Source organism: Candidatus Viadribacter manganicus (assembly GCF_001679665.1).
Taxonomy (GTDB): Bacteria; Pseudomonadota; Alphaproteobacteria; order Caulobacterales; family Aquidulcibacteraceae; genus Vitreimonas; species Vitreimonas manganica.
On sequence record NZ_CP013244.1, the window covers coordinates 1,416,337 to 1,436,652 of the forward strand.

Consider the following 20,316-nt stretch of genomic DNA (forward strand, 5'->3'; position numbering starts at 1 on the left):
AGTAAACTCACATCCGCGGCAAGCGGACACTCAGGCTATGCAATCATGTCATTCAAATCAGCGCTGCTCGTGGGCGCGCTCGTGCTCACGCCCAGCGTGAGCCTTGCTCAAACCGTCACCACCGACACCATCATCGTCACCGCGCGTCCCGATCCGGAAGATCCCCCCGTCGTCGCCGAAGCACGTGAACGCCTCTCGCGCACGCCGGGCGCAGTCTCTGTGGTGTCCAACGAAGCCTATGAAGGTCGCGCCGCCACAGGTCTGACCGACATTCTGCGCGATGTTCCCGGTGTGCTCGTGCAGCGCCGCTATGGCGAAGAATCACGCTTCTCGATCCGAGGCTCCGGCATCGACCAGTCTTATCACCAACGCGGTGTCTTATTTGCCCAAGACGGCGTGCCGTTCGCCGACGCTGACGGATTTTCCGACTTTCAAAAAATCGATCCCCTCACCGCGCGCTACCTCGAAGTTTATCGCGGCGGCAACGCACTGCGCTTTGGCGGCGCACAATTGGGAGGCGTCTTGAATTTCGTCACGCCGAACGGTCGCACAGCAGAGTCGGAAAACGCGCTGCGCGCTGAAGCAGGATCATTCAACTTCGAACGCGTCTCGGGTCAATTCGCCCGGCAATGGGGCGAATGGGACGGGTTCGCTGCCGTCACCGCGATGCAAGGCGACGGCTTCAGAGACCATGCGGCGCAAGAACAATTGCGCGGCACGATGAACATCGGCCACAGTTTCGGCGACGACCGCGAAATCCGCCTCATCGCTTATGGCGCCGACATCGAACAAGACGTGCCAGGAACGCTGACACTCGCCCAAGCCCTGGCGACGCCAGAGGCGGCCAATGGCGGCGCCGTCGCCACCAATTGGCAGCGCGACCAAACGGTCTTGCGCGCCAGCCTGCAAACACGCTGGCGTCTGAACGACGCCACCCTCTTCGAAGGCGGCGTCTACGCCACCGCCACCGATCTTTATCACCCGATCGCGCTCAAAATCGAACAGAAGATCCAAACCCAAGGCGGCTTCGGCCGCTTCGACTGGAGCGGCGAACTCGGCGGCCATCGCGCCGATCTCTACTGGGGCGCCTCATACCGCCAGGGACACAACGATCAACAGCTGGGTCCAGTCTTCTTCCCCATCAACGGCGATAGCCGCCAGCGAGCGACCGGTCTCGATGTCTTCGCCGAAGGCCGCTATTTCGTGAACGATCGTCTCGCCCTCGTCGCCGGCGGTTCGTACGGACGCGCAACGCGTGATTACACCGATCACCTCAATTCCGCCAACGACGCGTCAAAAGACTTCGACTGGTTCGCGCCGCGCATCGGCCTCATCTGGGAAAGCGCCGATGGCGCACAGGTCTACGCCAACATCACGCGTTCGGTTGAGCCACCGCACTATGGCGCACTCGTGCAGGCGCCTGTGCCGGGCTTCGTGCCAGTAGAGCCGCAAGAAGCATGGACCGGCGAGGTCGGCGCGCGTGGCAGAACGGGCCCGCTCGTGTGGGACGTCACGCTCTATCGCGCCACGCTTGAAAACGAGCTCTTGAGCTTCAACCCCGGCGTCGGCATCCCCGCCGGCTTTTTCAACGCCGACGCCAGCGTGCACCAAGGCGTAGAGTTTGCGCTCGATTGGGAGTTCGCAGAAGGCTGGCTCTTGCGCCAGAGCTACACCTACTCCGACTTCTTCTTCGACGCCGACGCAAGCTACGGCGACAATCGTATCCCGGTGGCGCCTGAGCACCAGTATCGCGCCATGGTGCGCTACACTGCCCCTTCAGGCTGGTTCGTAGCCCCAAACATTGAATGGCGTCCCAGCGACACCTTTGTCGACTACGCAAACACGCTAAAAGCCCCCGGCTACACCATCGTCTCGCTCAACACCGGCTGGGACTTCGACAATGGCGTCTCGCTCTTCGTCGATGCACGCAACCTTACCGATGAAGCCTACGTCCCTGAGTTCGGCGCTATCATCGACGCCAGCGCACCCGGCGCCAACACCGCAGTCTTTTATCCCGGCGAAAGCCGCGCCGTTTATGGCGGCGTTGCTTATCGCTTCTGACAAGGACAAATCCCATGCACCGCAATGACTTCGTTCGCCTGCTTGCCGCCAGCTTCGCGCTGGCGGCTATTGCCTGCTCTCCTGCATCGCAAGCCCAACAGCAAAGCGCCAACACCATCATACTTGAAGACGCCTGGGCAGGCGCCACGCTTCCTAGCGTCAGCGTCGGCGCCGGCTATCTCACCATCCGCAATACAGGAACGCGCGCCGATACCTTGCTTTCAGTGTCGACCCCGCGCGCGGCGCTAACCCAAGTGCACGAAATGAGTATCGACAACGGCGTTATGCGCATGCGTGCGCTGGCCAATGTCCCCATCGGCGCCGCAAGCGTGGTCACGCTCGCGCCCGGAGGCACGCACATCATGTTCATGGATATCGATGCGCCGTTTACCGAGGGGGCCACAATCCCGGTGACGCTGCGCTTTGAACATCAAGGCGAAGTGGAGGCCAACTTCATCGTACGTGCACGCAGCGGCCATGGCGCGCATGCACATAATCACTGAAGGCGTCGACATCGCGCGCATCATCACGCGATCGGCCACAATTCTCACCGGAACCTCTTATGACCAAGACCATCATCGCGGCTGTTAGCGCATTAGCGCTGAGTTTTTCCTCTACAGCATCAGCACACGTCGTCTTTGCCGACCCTCAAGCTGCACCGAACAGCTATTATGCCGGCTTCATTCGCATCGGCCACGGTTGCGGCACATCCCCAACACGCGCCATTCGGGTCGAAATTCCAGAGAGCATAAATATTGCGCGCCCCCAACCTAAACCCGGCTGGCGGCTCAGCATCGAGCATCAACAGCTCGCCACACCGCTGCAAATAGAGGCCGGCCACACCATCTCCGAGCGCGTCAGCGCCATCACCTGGCGCGGCGCGCTCGACGCCGATCAATTCGACCAATTCGGCATCATGATGCGTCTGCCTGATGAGACCGGTCCGCTTTATTTTCGCATCACCCAAACCTGCGCCAACGGCGCCCAATATTGGGACGAAATCCCACCCCCCGGCGCCACTTGGAATGGGCTCGCCCATCCGGCCGCTATGATCACCCTTGCCGCGCCCATGGTGATGGAGCAGATGCATGATCACGATCACTAGGCGCGCCGCCCTGAGCGGCGCTGCGCTCCTGGCCGCATGCGCGCGCCGCAATGAAGCGCCAGCCATCGAAGCTGTGCTGCGTGCGCGCTGGGATCGGCCAGATGCGCCGCTTGAGGCGGGCCCTATCGTCATTGAAGCGGATTTGGCCATCGCCGATTGGACCCAAGGTTCAATCGGCGGGCGCGCACTTTTGCAAAAGCGGGACGGGGTCTGGTCAGTCAGCCTTTGCGCCGGCGATGAGCTACGCACCGCCGCAGGCTTGCAGCGCGCCGGCATCTCGCGCCCCATCGCCGCGGCGCTGGCTTTCAAACTCAACCAAGCTGAACGTCGCACCACCCCTCAAAGGCTCTCGATGATGTCAAGATTTGACGCGGCCGCCGCCATGGGCTCGATGCTTGCAGACTAAGGCTCGCTGGCGGCGTTCATCTATACGCGCCTTGAGGTCAAATCATATCGGACCAAAAAAAAAACATCGAGCTTTAAGGTTGGATTGACCGAGCATGACGATGCGAAAGCGGCAAAGTCACAGCCGGCCAGCGATCAGTGGCTCTCGTCATCGGCGCTTCTTCTTTGGAACAGGCCGCATTTGGGATTGGCCAACAGGGGCTGTCGTTGCGAGCCGTGCAACAGAATCTATGAACGCCGCGATGTGGGCCGATCCCGAAGCATCGGCGCGGGTGACAGCGCAAACTGAAAATCGCGCCTTGCCAGGGAGCGGTGCGCTGACAAGCCCCCGCCCCGCCATTAACGCTGAGGCCGCCGAGCTCGGCGCGACCGTAAGCAGGTCACTGCGCGCAGCGGCCTCCGCGCAAGCGCTGAGGCTGGCAAGCCGATACTTCGGAAAGGCGCGAGTTAGCAGCATCGCACGCTGCGCTGGCGGCAACGCATTCTGAAACAGAATGTCGAACCCCGCGACTGCCCAGTCAAAACCAAGCATAGTCTCAAGAGAACCTTCGGCACGCTCAAGCGCATGTCCTTTTCGAAACAGAACAACATAGGGCTCACAAATCAGCCGCGTCACGCTTAAGGCTTTTCTGTCCGCAAAGTCTCGAACCACGCTCTCGTGAAGCAAAAGCAAATCGGCGCGTTGCCGCACGAGTTGATCTAGGGCCAGCGCCGGCGCCATGACTTGCATCGCAACGTGAACGTCTGGACTTCTCGTTCGAAATTCAACCAGCGCGCGATGTCCCAACGCGTCAAGAATGACGGGGCCGCATATGACATTGAGATGCGTTGCACCCGCGGCAATCGCGGCCTTCACGTCCTCTGCATGGTCAAGCAGATCGGGCGCGCGTTTGAGCAAGCGCTGACCCGCTTCGGTTGGCGCCAGTGAGCGCGTGCTCCGTTCGATCAGGCGAACCTTGAGGCCCTCTTCCAGAGTGCGAATGCTTTTCGTCATCGCCGAATGGGAAAGGCCCAGTTCGTCCGCAGCGCGCGAAAAGCTGCGCAGGCGGCATACCGCTTCAAACCTGCGGACCAGGACAAGATCAAACGACATGTTCCATATGGTGCATAATAACCGGCTCTAATTCAATTGTTCTCCGCTTTGTCGCGGCGCATTCTGAGCCAACGGCGAGGAGCGAGCCCATGAGCGTGCAACAGGCCATGGACCTTCCCATCGAGCTCATTTCGATAGGGTTGTTCTTTTCAATGATGGCGATCGAGTTGGTCGCCATTTTCGTATTCCGAGCCAAAGGCGCGTACGTGGCCAAAGATAGCGCGCTCGGGATTTTTCTGGGGCTCATGAGCTTACCGGCCAACGCGCTCACCGCCTTCATCACCTTCGGGCTGCTATCGCTGGCGATGCCGTTTCAGCTTGCAAACCTGCCGCTCAACTGGGCGATGTTTGCGCTCTGCTTCGTGCTCGACGATCTGCGCTTTTATATCCACCACCGGATCGCCCATCGCTGCCGTTGGGTCTGGGCCATGCACGTCGTGCATCATTCAAGCACACAATACAATCTAGCGGTGGCGCTGCGCCAATCATGGACCAAACACTTCACCGGCACGATGTTGCTGAAAATCCCCTTAGTCCTCATCGGCTTTGACCCGCTGCTGGTGACATTCTGCGGCGTCGTCAACGCGACCTATCAATTCTTCCTACACACCGAAGCTGTCGGCAAAATGCCGCGCTGGTTTGAAGCTATCTTCAACACGCCCTCGCACCATCGCGTCCATCACGGCGCCAATCCACGCTATCTCGACGCCAATTATGCCGGCACACTCATCATCTGGGATCGTTTGTTCGGCACTTTCGTTGCAGAAGAAGCAGCCGATCCGCCCATCTATGGATTGGTCAAAAACGTCGAGAGCTACAATCCGATCACAATCCTCTTTCATGAGTATGCGAGCCTGACACGCGATGCATTCCAGCGCGGTCTGACATTCGGTCAACGGCTGCTTTATGTCTTCGCACCGCCCGGATGGAGCCACGATAACTCGCGCCAGACCAGCGAAACGATCATGCGCGAGGCCGGCATCATTCGCCCTCGAGGCCCCAATCGCCTGCACTCTCGGCCTGCCGAATAAGACCGATGCCGCTTCATTACATCATCTCCGAACTCGCCATCTCTATGGTCTCGGCGTGGGGCGCTTGGCGCCTGGTTCGAGCACAGCAACTGCTTGGCGCATCCGGCGTTGCCCTCTTCGCTTTAGCCGCAGCCATCGGCATTCTCCGCATCGCCTCAGGCGCCGAGGCTTTGCTGGCCCCGGCGCATCGGCTCGCCTCACAGGCGGGAGGAACCTTCGCGCTCGTTCTCATCGTCGCCCAAATCGCCAAACATCGCGGCTGGACGGCGCCACTCTTGGTCATCTGCGCCGGCGCAAGCGGCGCGGCGCTGGCAAGCCTTGCGAGCGCCGTCTTGGGCGGCCTCATCTTCCTTGTGTTACTGGTTGTTGGCGCGGCGCTCTTGGCTACCCAGCCGCATAGCAAACACCGCGCGCTTGCAGCCCTTGGGTTTGTACTGATGGCGCCGAATATCTTATTTATTCGCCAGTCGGTATTTCTCGACCCTGCGCTAAGCTGGCACGGCTTTCATTTCATCACAGCACTCTGGCTGATCGGCGTCGTTGCGGCGCTCCGGTCCGCGCAGCAGCGATCTGCCGAGCCTTTGGCGTCACATAGATGAGCTAAGATCTAGCCCAGCGATGTTGCAAGCTAAACCTTGGCGCGCATAAGGGCGATGAACCTCATCGCGAACGTCATCAAAGCGGAAAGGCCCGCGAAAGCCGCCCCAAGACTGACCAAATGCTTTTGCGAAGCCTTTGGCGGATCTGCGGGTCCCAAGCACTTGGGCTCGCCCCGCGCGCCGCCTGGCTCCAACGCAAGCTCGAGGGATTTAAGATCACCGCCCAGCTAAGGCTTTTTAAGACCGGACACTGCGCCGCTTTGCGCGCTGCGCCAAAGCCGCTTAGCTGGCGCAATGCGTGTGTTAGTGCTCGGCGCCTATGGCCTCATCGGATCTGAAATTGTGCGCACGCTGCGCGCAAAAGGATTGACGGTCGTAGGCTTTGGCCGCTCCGCCGCTAAAGGCAAGCGACTTGCGCCTAACATCGACTGGGTTGGCGCTGATCTCGCCACTTTGATCCAAGCTGAGCAATGGGCGCCTTATTTGCACGATATCGATGCGGTCGTGAACGCGTCCGGCGCGCTACAAGACGGCGCCATCGACACATTGGAAAACGCTCAATACCAAGCGATCGTGGCGCTCATCAATGCCTGCGCTGTGTCGGGAATACGCCGATACGTACAGATTTCGGCCCCGGGCGCTACGCTTGAAGCACACACCGTGTTCATGCGCACAAAGGCCAAAGCGGACGCGGTGTTGCGCGCAAGCAGGCTTCAGTGGACAATCTTGAAACCTGGTCTGGTAATCAGCGCCTACGCCTATGGCGGCACCGCACTTATGCGCATGCTCGCGGCCTTCCCCCTCGTTCAACCCTTGATGCTCGCTGACGCACGATTGCAGACCGTCGCGGCCTCAGATGTTGGCGACACTGTCGCCATCGCGCTCACAACCGAACGTCTCGTCCATCACGAGCTCGATTTGGTGGAGCACACCGCGCACAGCTTGGCCGAAACCATTGCAGCCTTTCGCAGTTGGCTCGGCTTTGAACCGGCTCGTCTCAACTTTTCGGCGCCGACATGGGCAGGCGCCCTCTTGGGATATTGCGCCGATCTCGCCGGCTGGCTTGGCTGGCGATCGCCGTTACGAACCACTGCGCTCAAAGTGCTGGCGGCGAACGTATTGGGCGAGCCCAATCAAGCCCCCCAAGCGCTCGGGCGTCCATTAAAGACTTTAAGCCAGTCGCTTGATGCTCTGCCTGCAAGTTTGCAAGAACGCATATTCGCACGCGCTCAGCTCGCCTTCCCTTTTCTCATCTTATGCTTGGCCGGCTTTTGGATCACCTCAGGCGCCATTGCGCTTGCCTGCGCAGATAGCGCCGCGGCAGTGCTGCGCGAGACCCCACTCGAAAAGCACGCAATGACCCTGGTGATCGGCGGCGCACTGCTCGATATCACGATCGGCATTGGTCTTTGTATCCGCAAGACAGCGCGATCGGCGGCTCTAAGCGCCATTATCGTGTCGCTCTGCTATCTCATGCTTGGAACATGGACCAATCCGGCGTTGTGGTCGGACCCATTGGGCCCCTACGTCAAAATCATTCCAGTGATCGCTCTAGCGTTCGCTGTCGCTGCGCTGATCGAGGAGCGTTGATGGATTACGCACTCGTGCTTCGCTGGCTTCACGTCATTGGCGCGGCGGTATTGTTGGGCACAGGCGCCGGCATCGCCTTCTTCATGGTGATGGCCCATCGCACCAACGACCCGCGCATCATCGCTCACACGGCCGCCATTGTGGTGATTGGCGACTGGTTGTTCACCGCCAGCGCGGTTGTGATCCAGCCGATCACGGGCGCGTTGCTTGCACACGCAACCGGCTGGTCATTGAGCGAAGGCTGGATCGTGCTCTCGCTGGGGCTCTATGGTCTCACCGGCGCATTTTGGTTGCCCGTTATATGGCTACAGCATCAAATGCGAGACCTTGCTCGAGACGCAGTTACGCAAAACCAAACGCTGCCCGCACGCTATCACCAACTTTACCGGCTTTGGTTCTGGTGCGGCTTTCCGGCCTTCTTCAGCGTCCTTGCCATCGTTTGGTTGATGCTGGCGCGGCCCGCCATTCTCTAACGCAACGGCGCGCGCGCCCTCACACAACCTCAAATTTGGCGCCGGTCAGCTCCTCACTGAGTGACCATAGCCGCCTCGCTGCCGCCGCATCACCAGAATGTTGGGCCTTGTGGCTCTCAGCTCGCGCTGGCGGACCAAAGGTTCTTTGAGCTGGGCCGAAATAAGCGCCAGGCTCAACAGCCCCTACCGCCGCATAGACTTCAGGCAGCGCCCCCATTGCGGGGCTCTGAACTTTAGGACCAATGCCAATTGCAACCAACGGCTTCACCAGCCAGAGCCAAGGCCCCAAAGTGCTGCTGGTCGCAAGATTGGTCATCGCAACACCAGGATGGGCGCCCAATGCCATGATAGCACTGCCTGCCGCCTGCAAACGCCGGCTCAATTCCAGCGTAAACAAAAGGTTTGCGGTCTTTGATTGGCCGTACGACGCAGACGGAGTGTAGCCTTTGCGCCATTGAGGATCATCCCAACGAATATCACCGCGTCGATCAGCAATCGAAGCGACCGTGACGACCCGCGCTTGTGGCGCCAGCATCGGAAACAACAGTCGCGTCAACGCAAAATGCGCTAAATGATTGACGCCAAACTGAAGCTCATAGCCTTGTTTCGTCTCTTGCCGTTTGGGCGGCATCATCACGCCCGCATTGTTCAAAAGCACATCGATCGAACTCACACCTAGAGTTTTCACATGCTCGGGCACGCCCGCGACCTGCTCTAGATCGGCCAAGTCCAGTCCAACGAAATCCAACGCCGCGCGCCCATTGCGCCGCTTGATCGCCGCCATCGCCTCGCGCGCCTTGCTCTCATCGCGGCACGCCATCAAAATTCTAGCGCCGCGCTCAGACAACATCCGCGCCGCTTCAAACCCAAGCCCAATATTAGCGCCGGTTATGAAAACAACCTTGCCGGTCTGATCGCCAATATCGCCTTCACCCCAATTGGCCGGCGCTTGACCCGCTTCAGCATCCATCTTCAGTCCCCTTTGAGCGCCCTTCATGGGGAACAATTGAGCGGCGCGCAATTCAGCGCCGCGCGCTTTCAGTGACTGATCCATCTGGTTGTTGGTTGCCTTCTTCGAACCTGGCCCAAGCGCGATCGCCTGACGCTGCAAAACTTGCAGCCTCGCCCTTGCCCAGCCTGACATTGAAGATCTGAAACATGTCGCTCAATGTGATCAATCATGAGCATTTCGACCAAGCTGGATGGCGGCGCCTGCGACCTCACATTATTTGGCGCCAAGATCGCCTCAAACACGGGCTCGCTGCTTGCCTCTGGAGCTTTTGCGCATTCACCGCAATGAGCTGCAACATTGGTCATGGCCGCGCCCGCTCGCGCAGCGCCCGACGCATTGGCGCCAAGCGACCCCTATGGGCCCGCAGGTTTGATTGAAAAGATTGGTTTGAAAATGTGACCGTGCATCAATGGGACCCGATCTTCGGCGCATTCAACGAACGATCCAGCTGCCAGGGCAAATGCAAACCTCCGCCCCGTCATCTGCGGTCCAAACAAGGCTCAATCGGCGCTGGATGCGCCGGCCTCGGCCAGCCGCACCACGATCCTTCACCCTGATTTTAATCGCGCCGACTTTGCACGCCACCTTGCTCTGCGACAACGCGCATCGATGGCCTCGGCGAGGTCATCGTCCAGCGTTTCAGCAAGAGGAAAGCCCATCGCTTGCAAGAACACTTGTAAATGCCTTGCCTCAGCGAACTCGCCGGTGTCGGCAAGACAAATGGCGATTTTGATCAGTGCCTCCAAGTCGTTGCGCACCGGCGCATCGTCAGGAAGTTCATAGATCTTGCGGATAATATTGCGGTCCAGCATGGCCAGCTTGCTGCCACCAATCCGCTTTAACGCCTTTGCGTCACATCAAACTTGTGCGCGCCATTTTGGCGCGTCGCTTGGCTTTCAGAGTGCGGCCTTCTTACCCGACGCTTTGTCTCCAACTGGCTTTGATCCCATGGCGCGGAAAACCCAGAGCGCCAAAAGCGCGAGCGCCAGCGCGCCGAGCGCCAAGACAGCAAGGCCTGCCGCATCGGCGATGGACGAATGGCGCACGCTTTCGGCCGCACGCACTCCCAAAAGGCCCCAGATGATTGGCGCCAAATAAAAGGCGCTTCGTCCAAACACCGCGACGATGGCGGCGATGAATGTCGCCCCGCCAACCGCCGCATAGCCGATCATGGTCGCCTGATCAGAGGTGACGATCCGCTCGATCGTCAGCACCGTCACCAGATTGACGATCGATGCGATCGTAAGCCAGCCGGCGAGTAGATTGAGCGGCAGCGCCACCAACAGCTTGTCGCGAACGCTTCCTGCGCCCTTTGCTTGAACTATAGCCATCATCAGACCAAGAGCGGAGAGCGAAATGACGAGCACCGTCATCCAAGTCCAATTCAGCGCCGCCATGAGGATCCAAAGACCGCAACCGGCTATGGCGATAGCCGAAGGCCAAGCATAGATCGCAACAATCGGCGAGGACCAGGCCACAGGCAAAGCTTGATAGACGCCATAGCCAATCATGCCGAGATAAAGCAGACCCCAAATCGCAAAGGCATAGCCCGCCACGCGCAAGATATCGTCGCCTTGAAATGAGAAGGCCGCCGCAGACAATCCAAACTGATAGATCGCCTGCAAACTCGGCACTGCGATTGCGAAAATCACAGCCCCGACAATGAGCGCAGAACGTAAAACCTTAGCCATGAGGCGGCCCTTAAAATTGTTCATACGGCGAGAAAGCCAATTTGGCTCACGCTGGGCTCTAACGCAGATGAGCATACACCAGATCCGCACGGGCGCCTTACGTTACGCCAGCATTGCCGCATGCGGGGTTGCATTTAGTGTAGCATCAAATCGCACTCTCCAAGGCCGGCCCCATGAAGCGCTTTTGTTTACTTCTCGCCTTTGCGCTCAGCGCCTGCTTGGGCGTTGCAGAACCACAAGCCTCGCCTGACGATGCAGCGCGCGTCGTGCGTACAGTTTCGACCGGCGCACTTGCAGGGCGCGTTTTGGACGGCGTCCACATCTGGCGCGCCGTCCCGTTTGCGGCAGCGCCAGTGGGTCCCTTACGCTGGCGCGCTCCGCGCCCGCCAGCGCCATGGTCCGGCGTTCGCGATGCAAGCGGGCCTTCGCCTTGGTGTCCCCAGGTCTTGTCCGCACTCGACGGGGTAAGCCAATCGCGTTGGGGCGAGCTTGCAGGACAAGAAGATTGCCTCTTTTTAGATATCTACGCGCCGGCAATGACCTCCGAGGTTGCGGCCCAAAGACGCCTTCCGGTGATGATGTGGATCCATGGCGGGTCAAACGTTTGGGGGCGCGCTGAACAATACGACGCCTCCGAACTTGCGCGACGGCACAACCTCATCGTCGTGGTGGTGCAATATCGGTTGGGTCCGCTCGGCTGGTTCGCACACTCCGCATTGCGCGAAGGCGGTGAACGCCCAGACGACGCATCGCCCAACTTTGGAACACTCGACAACATCCGCGCGCTGGAATGGATTCGAGATGAAATTTCGGTCTTTGGCGGCGACCCAAACCTTGTCACCATCTTCGGCGAGAGCGCCGGTGGCCAAAACGTCGCCGCCCTGCTGGCAAGCCCTCGCGCGAGCGGACTCTTTCATCGCGCAATCGTGCAATCAGGCTCGTTCAAGACCACGGCGCTAACCGAAGCAGAGGGCCTAGGCGAAAACCGACGCCCAGATTCTGCAATCGCGGTCGCAGCGCGCATGCTTGCAAACACCACCGTCACCGGCCAAGCGCTTCGTGACCTTCCTCTGGATGCAATCTTCGCCGCCTACGATACATCGCGCGGCGCATTTGATCCTCCACGAGTAATCGCCGACGGTGTCGTCCTCCCCGCAGCCGGCATTGAAGCTGCGATTAAAGATGGCGATAGCTATAACAATGTGCCCGTCATGCTCGGGACCAATCGCGATGAAACCAAGCTCTTCAATGCGCTCAATCCAGAATTGACGCGCCGGGTGCTTTGGCTCTTCCCGCAAGCGCGCGACCCGGTTTTCTATGATGCAGTCTCAAGCTATCAGAGCCGTATGTGGCGCGCCGCGGCGGTAGATGCGCCGGCAAGTTCGATGTCGCAGGCGGGCAATGGGGCCGTCTACACCTATCGGTTCGACTGGGATGATCAGGGCGCCATTCTGTTCACCGATCTAGGGCGCCTTCTAGGCGCTGCGCACTCCATGGAAATTCCATTCGTGTTCGGCCATTTCAAATTGCTGGGCGCCTTTGATCGGTTCGCCTTCACAAACGCCAACGAAGATGAACGGGTCGCACTCTCAGATGCAATGATGAGTTATTGGGTGGAGTTTGCACGAACCGGCGCACCCGGCCGCGGCGTCAATGGCGATTTGCCGACATGGACGGGCGCCCGATCAGCGAGCGGCCCCGCCACCATGATCCTTGATGCGGCCTCAGACGGCGGCGTGCGTATCAGCGACGATATTGAGAGCGCAGATCAGATTGCGCGAGACATTTTCAATGATCGCCGCTTGGAGACCAATGAAGAACAATGCCAAGTCTTTAACGCGACCGAGCGCTGGAATCCTGAACTGACCGGATTAGACGGCGCCCGCTGCGCAACGCCGGATCCATCGCAATGATCCGTTCAATTGCCCAGCGCCTCGAATTTTTGAACGCTAAAAGAGCACACGGGACCTGCGCCCAATCACTGATCGCATGAACTCCACTTCGCTGGACGCTCATCTTGCGATCGCGTGTTGTGTCGGATCTGAAGGCCGACAAACAAAAGCGACGCCAGCACCGCGATAGAGCTTATGATCTGGCTCACATAAGATGCTTGCTCAAGTGACATGCGCCCTCCTCTGGCAGGGCGAGCCACGAGTGCACCATGGCAACGCAACAGAGCAGCTCCAATCCTGCGATTGATCACATCCGGGCTCGGCGCAAATCGCCGATTCAAGACATTGGCGAAGTCAGACGTTGGCGGCTCCTCACCCACTCCTCGCTTGTCTGCGACCACTCGTCATTGAGAACGTCTTCAAACGGCGCCGGCAACTTGATCGGTCCCAAATTGTTCGAACCTAGCTTTTGCGCGAGCTTTCGCGACGCAATGTTGGCTGGCCTGATCGTGTGGATGACGCGCTTTTCGCCAAGTTCTGAGAAGGCAAAATCCATCGCCGCAATGGCGCCCTCCACGGCAAGGCCTTTGCCCTGAAATTCGGGTAAGAGCATCCAGCCAATCTCAACGGCCGGCCATCCGAACGGCTTTGATGGGCCAAAGCGACCGACGAAGCGGCCGCTGGATTTTTCAATAGCGCAGAGCGACCCCCAACCCATGAGCGACCAATGGCCGGCGATTGAAAGCAACTGGCCCCAGCTCTCGCGTTGATCCTGCACGGCGCCCGTATTTGCCTTGACGCTCTCGTCCGCCTCCATCAGCGCCCAAGCTTCGAAATCATCCTTGATGGGCGGGCGCAAGATAAGGCGAGAGGTCTGAATTTGCATCGCAAAGGCCTAGCGAAATAAATCGCTCACGCAATGGCGCAGCAATCCCTTGCTTTGAAGAGAAATTCTCGTCGATTGCGGTCAGGCGCCGAAACCGCATACGCGCAAAACCCGACAATTAGCCAGTCTGCGACCGTGGAGGTATGAGACCCTTGCGCTTGTCGACCGCCAACGCCATGCACAAGGTTCTACCGGGGCGCCGAAATGTGGACCCCATCACTCTTTGGCTGCAAAGGATCAAGTTTGAGCCCTCGCATTTCAATAGTGATCGCCGTTCTTGACGAGGCCGAGAACGTGGCGTCGGTCGCTGCTGAGATTATCAGTGCGTTCGAAAACAGCGGCTCGTTTGAGATCGTTTTCGTCGACGATGGCTCCTCGGACGATACCGTCTCACGCATTCGCACGCTCCCGAAGGATCTGGTCCGGCTTGTTCGCCACGAAAAACGCTGCGGAAAGTCTCAGGCGGTCAGAAGCGGCGTAGCCGCCGCGCACGGCGAATGGATCGGCACGATGGACGGCGACGGTCAAGACGATCCGGTCGACATCGCCAAGATGCTGAGCCTGGCGTTGGCCGCCGGCGGCTCGCCCTTAGTGGCCGGCGTGAGGGCAAAGCGCAACGACCCTTGGCCGCGCCTGGTGGCGACCAAAATTGGCAATGGCATCCGCCAAGCGCTCCTGAATGATGGCTGTCCCGACACGGCGTGCGGTTTGAAGGTGTTCAAGCGTGAGGCCTTCCTGCAGCTTCCTGTCTTCGAAGGAATGCATCGCTTTTTGCCCGCGCTATTCCGCTCCTACGGACATGACCTAGTGCTTCATGAAGTCAACCACCGCCCTCGGGCAGCGGGCCATTCGAAATACACGAACTGGGGCCGGGCTCTAGTGGGCGTTGGTGATCTCGCCGGCGTCATGTGGCTGCGCTCACGCACGCGCGCGCCTCGATTTGTCGAACCACCGTCAGCATGAGCGTGCTTATAAACCAGATCAAGAACGCAGTGTCGTCGAAGCGCGGCATGGCGTTGTTACTTCTCGTGCTGGCATTAACCATGCTTTTGCCGGGTCAAGCCAGCATCCCGCCAATTGATCGCGACGAGCCACGGTTCGCACAAGCCAGCCGTCAGATGATCGAGAGCGGCGACTTCGTCGAGGTCAGGTATCAAGACACGCCGCGCAACTTACAGCCAGCCGGCATCTACTGGCTGCAGGTGGCGGCCGTCTCCGTATTTGGCGATGTCGACGCGCGCGAGATTTGGCCCCACCGAATGCCATCCTGGCTTTCAGCGATCGGCGTTGTGTTTGTAACGTGGTGGCTCGGCGCTCTCTTGTTTGGCCCCCTCACCGGGAGATTCGCCGCAGCGCTGATCGCATCTTGTGTCTTGCTGGGCATTGAAGCGCACATCGCGAAAATTGATGCGACCTTGTGTTTTGCCGTGCTTTTGGCCGAGGCAAGTCTGGCGAAGATATATCTGTCGCGTGACTCGCAGGAGCGTACGAGCAGGTGGGCCGCTCTGTTCTGGATAGCGCTTGGCGTTGGCATCCTGCTCAAGGGGCCCATTCCATTGATGATCGTCGGCGGAACAATTCTCGCCTTGATCATCATCGAACGGCGCACCGCTTGGCTGGGCAAACTCAAGCCAATCTGGGGCGCGCCGCTGATGCTTGCGATAGCCGCGCCTTGGTACGTAGCCATCGGTATCTCAACACACGGAGATTTCTTTCGAACCGCGGTTGGGTACAGCGTTCTCGGCAAATTAACCCAAGCCCACCAATCGCACGGCGGCTTTCCAGGATATCACTTGGCGCTGTGGCCGGTTTTGTTTTGGCCCGGCAGTCTGTTCGCAATCTTGTCAGCGCCCTTTGTTTGGCTGGAACGCAAATCCGCCGGGGTGCGGTTTTGTCTGGCGTGGATCGTACCTGCCTGGCTTGTCTTCGAATTTTCCGGAACGAAGTTGCCTCACTATACGCTGCCGCTTCTTCCGGCGTTCGCGATACTGGCCGCGGCCGGATTGGTTCACGCAGACCGCCTACGCTTCTTCGCCCGCCCATGGCTCTTCGCCATCGCGACTTTGATCTGGCTCCTCGCCGGGGCGGCCATCACGATCGGACCTTTGGCTTTGGCATTCCATTTCCAGGGTTCGGTCACGCCCTATTGTGTCGCACTGGCGAGCGCGGCGATTGTCTCAGCGCTCGCAGCCTTATGGCTCGTGGCCAAGGGACGTTTGCGCGCAGCTCTCGTGGCGGCGGTGGCAAGCGCCGCGATCGTCTCGGTCAACAATTACGGAATAGTCGTTCCGAGCCTCGACCGGGCGTTCATATCTTCGCGTCTTGTGTCAGCGCTCAACCAAGCCCAACGCTGTGACAACACCAGCGTTGTCAGTTTTTCCTATCGCGAGCCAAGCCTCGTCTTCTTATACGAGCGCGGGCAGATTTTTTATCCTGACACACTTGATGAAGCCGCCCAGAACGCCTTTGAAGACCCCACCTGCACGCTCATTCTGGCGGACGTTGGCGACGGGGAATTCCTGAATGTTGTGACGCAAGCAGGCGGGGCGATTGAACCCGTAGCTGAAGTTGCAGGATCAAATTACAGCACCGGCGAAGAGGTCGTCCTCACGATCTACAGGCTGGACGCGGATTAATAGCTTGCGCGCCAGCAACCAAAACTATCGGCACGCCAATGCCGTCGTGTATACATTTCAGCGATCGGTGATGAGGGTGTGGTTCTGGCGCCGCGTCAAGCGCCCAATCTCGAAGTAGCGGTGTGCGTTTGCTCGGCTTCGTAAATAACATCGATAAGCGCCGCTTGCGCATGGTCGCGATTGCGGCCGCCATTATCATCACTCTGATCTTTGTGCTCGTGATCGGGCGCCTCTACTTCGCCGACGATCTGATGACGTTCGTCAACACTACGTTGGGTGAAGCGCGACGCACACCGTTCGCGGTCCCGGTCACAATCGCGGTTTTTTCGCTTATGTCCTACGTCGGCGCGCCGCAAATCCTACTGATCGGCGCCTGCGTGATTGCGTTCGGACCGGTGCAGGGGTTTTGGCTGTCTTGGATAGCGACCATTGTCTCCGGCGCCCTCAACTATGCGGCCGGACGTCTGACGAGGGCCGCGGCGCAAAAGCACTCAGGGCCAAACGGGCGCCTTACGAGCTTCATAGGCAGGAACGGCTTTCTAGCGAGCCTTGTCGTTCGCCTCGTGCCCTCTGCACCATTCGTTGTCGTCAACATGGCGTTCGGGGCAGCACGCGTCGGCTTCGCGGCCTTCCTTGGCGGACTAGCTATTGGTGTCTTGCCCAAGACAGCGTTGATCGCCTTTGCTGGCGAAAGTGTCATCAATGCACTCAAGGGTGATCTCGCCTCCGCAGCGTTCATGGCTGTTGCGGCTATCGTGGGTTGGCTCATTGTGATGGCGCTCGTGCGCCGCTTCATCCGCCAGCGCCAAGACGCTGCTTAGCACTCGTCGCGACGGCGTATTGTCTCCCAACACGGCGCCGCCACGTCAAAGAACGACGCGCCCGAAACTCGCGCACACGCGAACAAATTTGGCGATGTTTGATCACACGCAATGCGCTGAAGCGAACTGGCCGTTGGGTTCCAGATGATGCGAACAAGACCAAAGACCCAAGCCGAGTTTGTCGCTCTGGCTCGCGCGATGGCTCAAAGCGATTCATTCAAGAACGCTGAGCAAATCTATTGTGCCCTATTGGTTTGGCCAGACGAAGTTGACCAGTGGTGGAACCAGGACCTTGCAGCAAACATCGATGCCCTCTGCCACGGCAATGCATCGAAGCGATGACTGAGATTGCGATAACAACTTAGACAGAGATCTCTTCCACTGACCCTCAAGAACTCCACACTGTCACACTTCTCATCGCCGAAACGCAACATTGCGACATCTTCGCCAGCTTGATCGAACGCAAACGTTCGAGTTCTGCGCGCCACATCCTGGGCTCCGCAGGAGACTTGGTTATGGCCCGATACCAAACTGCCGCTACCCCGCCGCAGCATGAAGAAACACCACCCCAGCGAACGCTAGGCGTCACCCAGGTGGACTGGCTGGTTGTCGCGCCTGTCATCGGCTTGTGGGCAGGCGTGCTAACCCTCCTGGCCATCGGGTCTATCGCGCAGATTTAGACTGGCTCACGCGCTCCACAGCATCCGCATGGGTGGTCGACCCTTGCGATCCCACTTGGCCGAAGGCGGTCGATTGGTCACGATCGCCGTATGTGGACGCTGACGAGAGAAGAGCCTCGCCAAAATCCACCGCGCCGTTCACGGTCCCGCCCGCGCCAAGCGCCCTGGTAGAACTCGTCTTCGCCGCCGATCTTCAAATGAGCCGCCTTTCCGGCCCGCTCGAAGCCGGCTGAAATACTCTCGCCGCGCTGGCTTATCGCGCGGCCAAGGCAGCCCCGACCTCGAACACGACGGAAACCTCAGCTGTGTAGAGTAAGGGCTCGGGCGCGATTGTCGGGGGCATGACCGCCTGCTCGGCGGACGGGGCGTTGCGCGCCGCAAACACCGCGCGATTGCCGCTCTGAGCAATCATGTTGTTTGCACCTTCTTCCACTAACAGCAGTCGCCCGAGGCGATGTCCGGCCCCCTCTGAATAGACGCGCGCTTTGTCGACGGCGTCAGTGATGGCTGCTTCGCGTGCAGTGCGCCGCGCGCGAGCGGTGTCACGAAGAGAAAACACAACGTCGTTGAACGCATCCGGTTCCGAGTTAACTGCAACTTCTACGGCCCGCCCCAAAAACGCCAGATCGCGCACGAGTATCGTCACACCGGCGCTCGCTTCGTATCCATTGATACGATCGGGACGACGATCACCTCCTTCGCGCATCACCGGCGTCACCGAAACATCGGTGCGCTCGACCGTTACATTCTGTGGATCGATGGCGCGGACCGCAGTATCGAGAGCCCGTGTGCGCGCGGAAACCTCGTTGGTTGCCTCAGCAGCCGTACGCCCAGGTGCATAGTACGACAGACGAATGCGCGCTTCATCCGGAGGCAGATAGACTTCCGCGCGACCCGCCACCCGAACGACCGCTGGATCGTAGGGTCGCAAAGGCTCCATGACCTGCGCCGACGCTGGCGTGGCGATCAAAACAATCAAAGCGCCGAGGCTGGCGATCCAGGATCTCATCAATTTCCCCAATGCAATTGTCCGCCCATAGTCAGCGGGCTTGCGGCAAATTCGTGATGAGCCGCTCACCTTTTAGGGGTCACAGGCGCGCCAAGGGCTAAGTCAATCCAACCCCCGTCACCCGCGCTACTACTTTACCCTCCAAAATCTCTGGATGGGTGCAGCAGAGGACGTACAACGCACCGAAGCGGCGTAAAGCCCATCCACTCGCCCACAAACCTGCTCCGCAATGGGCTAGCGTGCGCCCCTCCCCCCAACGCTCTTTTATGGTCTTTCATCTAACGGCGGGTCACGCCCCAGACGCGCCTCAAAAAAAGCGGCGACCTCGCTGTTGAACGTTTGATGAAAGGCGCGCCGATCGAAATTGGCCGGATCCGAACACAGCATCGGCGGCAGCAAAAGCCCAAGCGGCCCGCATGGCGCGAGAAAGGAAAAGTGCCCAGCGCCTTGCGCCACATGCACGGACACCAGCGTCGGCCAATTGGCGGCTATAGCGGCGGCGTTACCGGCGAGCGGCGCATTCACATCGCGATCGCCCGCCCAAATCGCAACCGGGATGTTGACACGCGCCAAACTCGTCCTGGTGAAGCCCATGCCCAGCCCAGGCGCCGCGAGTACGACCGCCTTTATACGTGAGTCGTAACCCTGCTCCGCCCCGCTTTGAAGCGTCACATCGGGCCTCAAGAGTCGGCACACGAATTGTGAATGCTGGCGACAATCTGACGTGACCAGCGCAAAGTCCGGTTGCGCGCCAACATTGATAAGCGCCGTCGTCGCACCCGCGGAAAAGCCAAACAAGCCGATGCGGTTGGCGTCGATCTGAGCGCGAAATCGCCATTGCGTCAGCATGAAATCATTGACACGGCGGATCTCGCGCGCGCGATCTGCAATCCAGGACGCAGCACCGATACCGGACTGATCTTGAAAATTGTCGCGATTGTGGATCGGCGCTGCGACGACAAAACCGCGCTCCGCCAGCGCGATGGCCGTATCGATGTGGCTCGTCGCGGCGCCTGCCGTCCCATGCGATATCACAACAAGCGCGTGTTGGCCGGTTGCGAGCGGTGCTCGCGGCGCCACATCTGCAAACAACAAACCCATCCAGGTCAGCTGCGGTTTGCTCTGCGTCGGATAATAAATAAGCACGCCAATTGAGCCGCCGCCCGCGTCGCTGACTTGCACCTGATCAATGCCGATGTTGCGGGCGGGACGGATCGCGCTCGCCAACAAACTAACAGTCAGCACGCCAACGCCTGCGCCAAGCAGCGCCAGCACCCAGATCAGGACTCTCAGAATAATTTTCATCATGCCGTCCACCCCGACGCGCCTGTG

At 59.5% G+C, this 20,316-nt stretch carries 19 protein-coding genes; 12 read left to right on the forward strand and 7 right to left on the reverse strand.

Annotation, left to right across the window (positions count from 1 at the left end):
• The first annotated feature begins 45 nt into the window (after nt 1-45).
• Genes ATE48_RS07330 through ATE48_RS07345 form a run of 4 tightly spaced genes read left to right on the forward strand, consistent with a single transcriptional unit; the run spans nt 46 to nt 3,572 of the window.
• The gene (locus tag ATE48_RS07330; RefSeq protein WP_066769562.1) at nt 46-2,061 is read left to right on the forward strand and encodes a TonB-dependent receptor family protein; all 2,016 of its coding nucleotides are present in this window, start codon (nt 46-48) and stop codon (nt 2,059-2,061) included.
• Between the two features lie 14 nt (nt 2,062-2,075).
• Complete coding sequence (locus ATE48_RS07335; protein WP_066769565.1) at nt 2,076-2,564, forward strand: copper chaperone PCu(A)C; 489 nt, start codon at nt 2,076-2,078, stop codon at nt 2,562-2,564.
• Between the two features lie 59 nt (nt 2,565-2,623).
• The gene (locus ATE48_RS07340) at nt 2,624-3,166 is read left to right on the forward strand and encodes a YcnI family copper-binding membrane protein (protein WP_066769568.1); all 543 of its coding nucleotides are present in this window, start codon (nt 2,624-2,626) and stop codon (nt 3,164-3,166) included.
• A complete protein-coding gene (locus tag ATE48_RS07345) occupies nt 3,150-3,572 on the forward strand; it encodes a copper uptake system-associated protein (RefSeq protein WP_066769572.1) in 423 nt (140 codons plus the stop codon). The genes ATE48_RS07340 and ATE48_RS07345 overlap by 17 nt, the downstream gene beginning before the upstream one ends.
• Nucleotides 3,573-3,719: 147 nt before the next feature.
• Here ATE48_RS07345 and ATE48_RS07350 read toward each other — a convergent pair whose 3' ends face one another.
• Complete coding sequence (locus tag ATE48_RS07350) at nt 3,720-4,664, reverse strand: LysR family transcriptional regulator (protein WP_066769576.1); 945 nt, start codon at nt 4,662-4,664, stop codon at nt 3,720-3,722.
• A gap of 89 nt (nt 4,665-4,753) precedes the next feature.
• Here ATE48_RS07350 and ATE48_RS07355 point away from each other — a divergent pair, with 89 nt between their 5' ends.
• The 4 genes from ATE48_RS07355 (at nt 4,754) to ATE48_RS07370 (ending at nt 8,357) form a co-directional block, all read left to right on the forward strand.
• Nucleotides 4,754-5,695: a sterol desaturase family protein gene (locus tag ATE48_RS07355; protein ID WP_066769579.1), complete on the forward strand. Its 942-nt coding sequence runs from the start codon at nt 4,754-4,756 to the stop codon at nt 5,693-5,695.
• Between the two features lie 5 nt (nt 5,696-5,700).
• Nucleotides 5,701-6,294, forward strand: coding sequence for a hypothetical protein (locus ATE48_RS07360; RefSeq protein WP_066769582.1), 594 nt, complete (start codon nt 5,701-5,703; stop codon nt 6,292-6,294).
• Between the two features lie 294 nt (nt 6,295-6,588).
• Nucleotides 6,589-7,884, forward strand: a complete 1,296-nt coding sequence (locus tag ATE48_RS07365; protein WP_066769584.1) for an SDR family oxidoreductase — start codon at nt 6,589-6,591, stop codon at nt 7,882-7,884.
• On the forward strand, nt 7,884-8,357 hold the full coding sequence (locus ATE48_RS07370; RefSeq protein ID WP_066769587.1) for a DUF2269 family protein: 474 nt from the start codon (nt 7,884-7,886) through the stop codon (nt 8,355-8,357). Before ATE48_RS07365 ends, ATE48_RS07370 begins: the two co-directional genes overlap by 1 nt.
• Nucleotides 8,358-8,376: 19 nt before the next feature.
• Here ATE48_RS07370 and ATE48_RS07375 read toward each other — a convergent pair whose 3' ends face one another.
• From ATE48_RS07375 to ATE48_RS07385, 3 genes are all read right to left on the reverse strand, one after another.
• Nucleotides 8,377-9,501, reverse strand: coding sequence for an oxidoreductase (locus tag ATE48_RS07375; protein WP_228126841.1), 1,125 nt, complete (start codon nt 9,499-9,501; stop codon nt 8,377-8,379).
• A 416-nt stretch (nt 9,502-9,917) separates the two neighbouring features.
• Nucleotides 9,918-10,181 (reverse strand): hypothetical protein, encoded by a 264-nt coding sequence (locus tag ATE48_RS07380; protein WP_066769590.1) that lies wholly within the window; start codon nt 10,179-10,181, stop codon nt 9,918-9,920.
• Between the two features lie 84 nt (nt 10,182-10,265).
• Nucleotides 10,266-11,060: a hypothetical protein gene (locus ATE48_RS07385; RefSeq protein WP_156767653.1), complete on the reverse strand. Its 795-nt coding sequence runs from the start codon at nt 11,058-11,060 to the stop codon at nt 10,266-10,268.
• 173 nt (nt 11,061-11,233) lie between these two features.
• On the opposite strand from ATE48_RS07385, the gene ATE48_RS07390 reads away from it, so the two are divergent.
• Nucleotides 11,234-12,973 carry a carboxylesterase/lipase family protein gene (locus tag ATE48_RS07390; protein WP_066769594.1) on the forward strand — a complete coding sequence of 580 codons (1,740 nt, stop codon included), beginning with the start codon at nt 11,234-11,236 and terminating at the stop codon, nt 12,971-12,973.
• A 316-nt stretch (nt 12,974-13,289) separates the two neighbouring features.
• Here the strand turns inward: ATE48_RS07390 and ATE48_RS07395 are convergent, their stop codons facing one another.
• A complete protein-coding gene (locus ATE48_RS07395) occupies nt 13,290-13,838 on the reverse strand; it encodes a GNAT family N-acetyltransferase (RefSeq protein ID WP_066769597.1) in 549 nt (182 codons plus the stop codon).
• A gap of 204 nt (nt 13,839-14,042) precedes the next feature.
• Between ATE48_RS07395 and ATE48_RS07400 the strand changes: the two genes are divergently transcribed.
• The 3 genes from ATE48_RS07400 (at nt 14,043) to ATE48_RS07410 (ending at nt 17,295) form a co-directional block, all read left to right on the forward strand.
• A complete protein-coding gene (locus tag ATE48_RS07400; protein ID WP_066769599.1) occupies nt 14,043-14,801 on the forward strand; it encodes a glycosyltransferase family 2 protein in 759 nt (252 codons plus the stop codon).
• On the forward strand, nt 14,798-16,474 hold the full coding sequence (locus ATE48_RS07405) for an ArnT family glycosyltransferase (protein ID WP_083197208.1): 1,677 nt from the start codon (nt 14,798-14,800) through the stop codon (nt 16,472-16,474). Before ATE48_RS07400 ends, ATE48_RS07405 begins: the two co-directional genes overlap by 4 nt.
• A gap of 122 nt (nt 16,475-16,596) precedes the next feature.
• Nucleotides 16,597-17,295 carry a TVP38/TMEM64 family protein gene (locus tag ATE48_RS07410; protein WP_066769601.1) on the forward strand — a complete coding sequence of 233 codons (699 nt, stop codon included), beginning with the start codon at nt 16,597-16,599 and terminating at the stop codon, nt 17,293-17,295.
• A gap of 933 nt (nt 17,296-18,228) precedes the next feature.
• Here the strand turns inward: ATE48_RS07410 and ATE48_RS07425 are convergent.
• The gene (locus ATE48_RS07425) at nt 18,229-18,984 is read right to left on the reverse strand and encodes an SIMPL domain-containing protein (protein ID WP_066769610.1); all 756 of its coding nucleotides are present in this window, start codon (nt 18,982-18,984) and stop codon (nt 18,229-18,231) included.
• A gap of 264 nt (nt 18,985-19,248) precedes the next feature.
• Nucleotides 19,249-20,292 (reverse strand): alpha/beta hydrolase family protein, encoded by a 1,044-nt coding sequence (locus tag ATE48_RS07430; RefSeq protein ID WP_228126842.1) that lies wholly within the window; start codon nt 20,290-20,292, stop codon nt 19,249-19,251.
• Between the last annotated feature and the right edge of the window lie 24 nt (nt 20,293-20,316).

Bases quoted from the DNA above. Each gene is read 5' to 3' on its own strand.
- ATE48_RS07330 (WP_066769562.1), top strand. From the start codon at position 46: ATGTCATTCAAATCAGCGCTGCTCGTGGGCGCGCTCGTGCTCACGCCC.
- ATE48_RS07335 (WP_066769565.1), top strand. From the start codon at position 2,076: ATGCACCGCAATGACTTCGTTCGCCTGCTTGCCGCCAGCTTCGCGCTG.
- ATE48_RS07340 (WP_066769568.1), top strand. From the start codon at position 2,624: ATGACCAAGACCATCATCGCGGCTGTTAGCGCATTAGCGCTGAGTTTT.
- ATE48_RS07345 (WP_066769572.1), top strand. From the start codon at position 3,150: ATGATCACGATCACTAGGCGCGCCGCCCTGAGCGGCGCTGCGCTCCTG.
- ATE48_RS07350 (WP_066769576.1), bottom strand. From the start codon at position 4,664: ATGTCGTTTGATCTTGTCCTGGTCCGCAGGTTTGAAGCGGTATGCCGC.
- ATE48_RS07355 (WP_066769579.1), top strand. From the start codon at position 4,754: ATGAGCGTGCAACAGGCCATGGACCTTCCCATCGAGCTCATTTCGATA.
- ATE48_RS07360 (WP_066769582.1), top strand. From the start codon at position 5,701: ATGCCGCTTCATTACATCATCTCCGAACTCGCCATCTCTATGGTCTCG.
- ATE48_RS07365 (WP_066769584.1), top strand. From the start codon at position 6,589: ATGCGTGTGTTAGTGCTCGGCGCCTATGGCCTCATCGGATCTGAAATT.
- ATE48_RS07370 (WP_066769587.1), top strand. From the start codon at position 7,884: ATGGATTACGCACTCGTGCTTCGCTGGCTTCACGTCATTGGCGCGGCG.
- ATE48_RS07375 (WP_228126841.1), bottom strand. From the start codon at position 9,501: ATGTCAGGCTGGGCAAGGGCGAGGCTGCAAGTTTTGCAGCGTCAGGCG.
- ATE48_RS07380 (WP_066769590.1), bottom strand. From the start codon at position 10,181: ATGCTGGACCGCAATATTATCCGCAAGATCTATGAACTTCCTGACGAT.
- ATE48_RS07385 (WP_156767653.1), bottom strand. From the start codon at position 11,060: ATGGCTAAGGTTTTACGTTCTGCGCTCATTGTCGGGGCTGTGATTTTC.
- ATE48_RS07390 (WP_066769594.1), top strand. From the start codon at position 11,234: ATGAAGCGCTTTTGTTTACTTCTCGCCTTTGCGCTCAGCGCCTGCTTG.
- ATE48_RS07395 (WP_066769597.1), bottom strand. From the start codon at position 13,838: ATGCAAATTCAGACCTCTCGCCTTATCTTGCGCCCGCCCATCAAGGAT.
- ATE48_RS07400 (WP_066769599.1), top strand. From the start codon at position 14,043: ATGTGGACCCCATCACTCTTTGGCTGCAAAGGATCAAGTTTGAGCCCT.
- ATE48_RS07405 (WP_083197208.1), top strand. From the start codon at position 14,798: ATGAGCGTGCTTATAAACCAGATCAAGAACGCAGTGTCGTCGAAGCGC.
- ATE48_RS07425 (WP_066769610.1), bottom strand. From the start codon at position 18,984: ATGAGATCCTGGATCGCCAGCCTCGGCGCTTTGATTGTTTTGATCGCC.
- ATE48_RS07430 (WP_228126842.1), bottom strand. From the start codon at position 20,292: ATGATGAAAATTATTCTGAGAGTCCTGATCTGGGTGCTGGCGCTGCTT.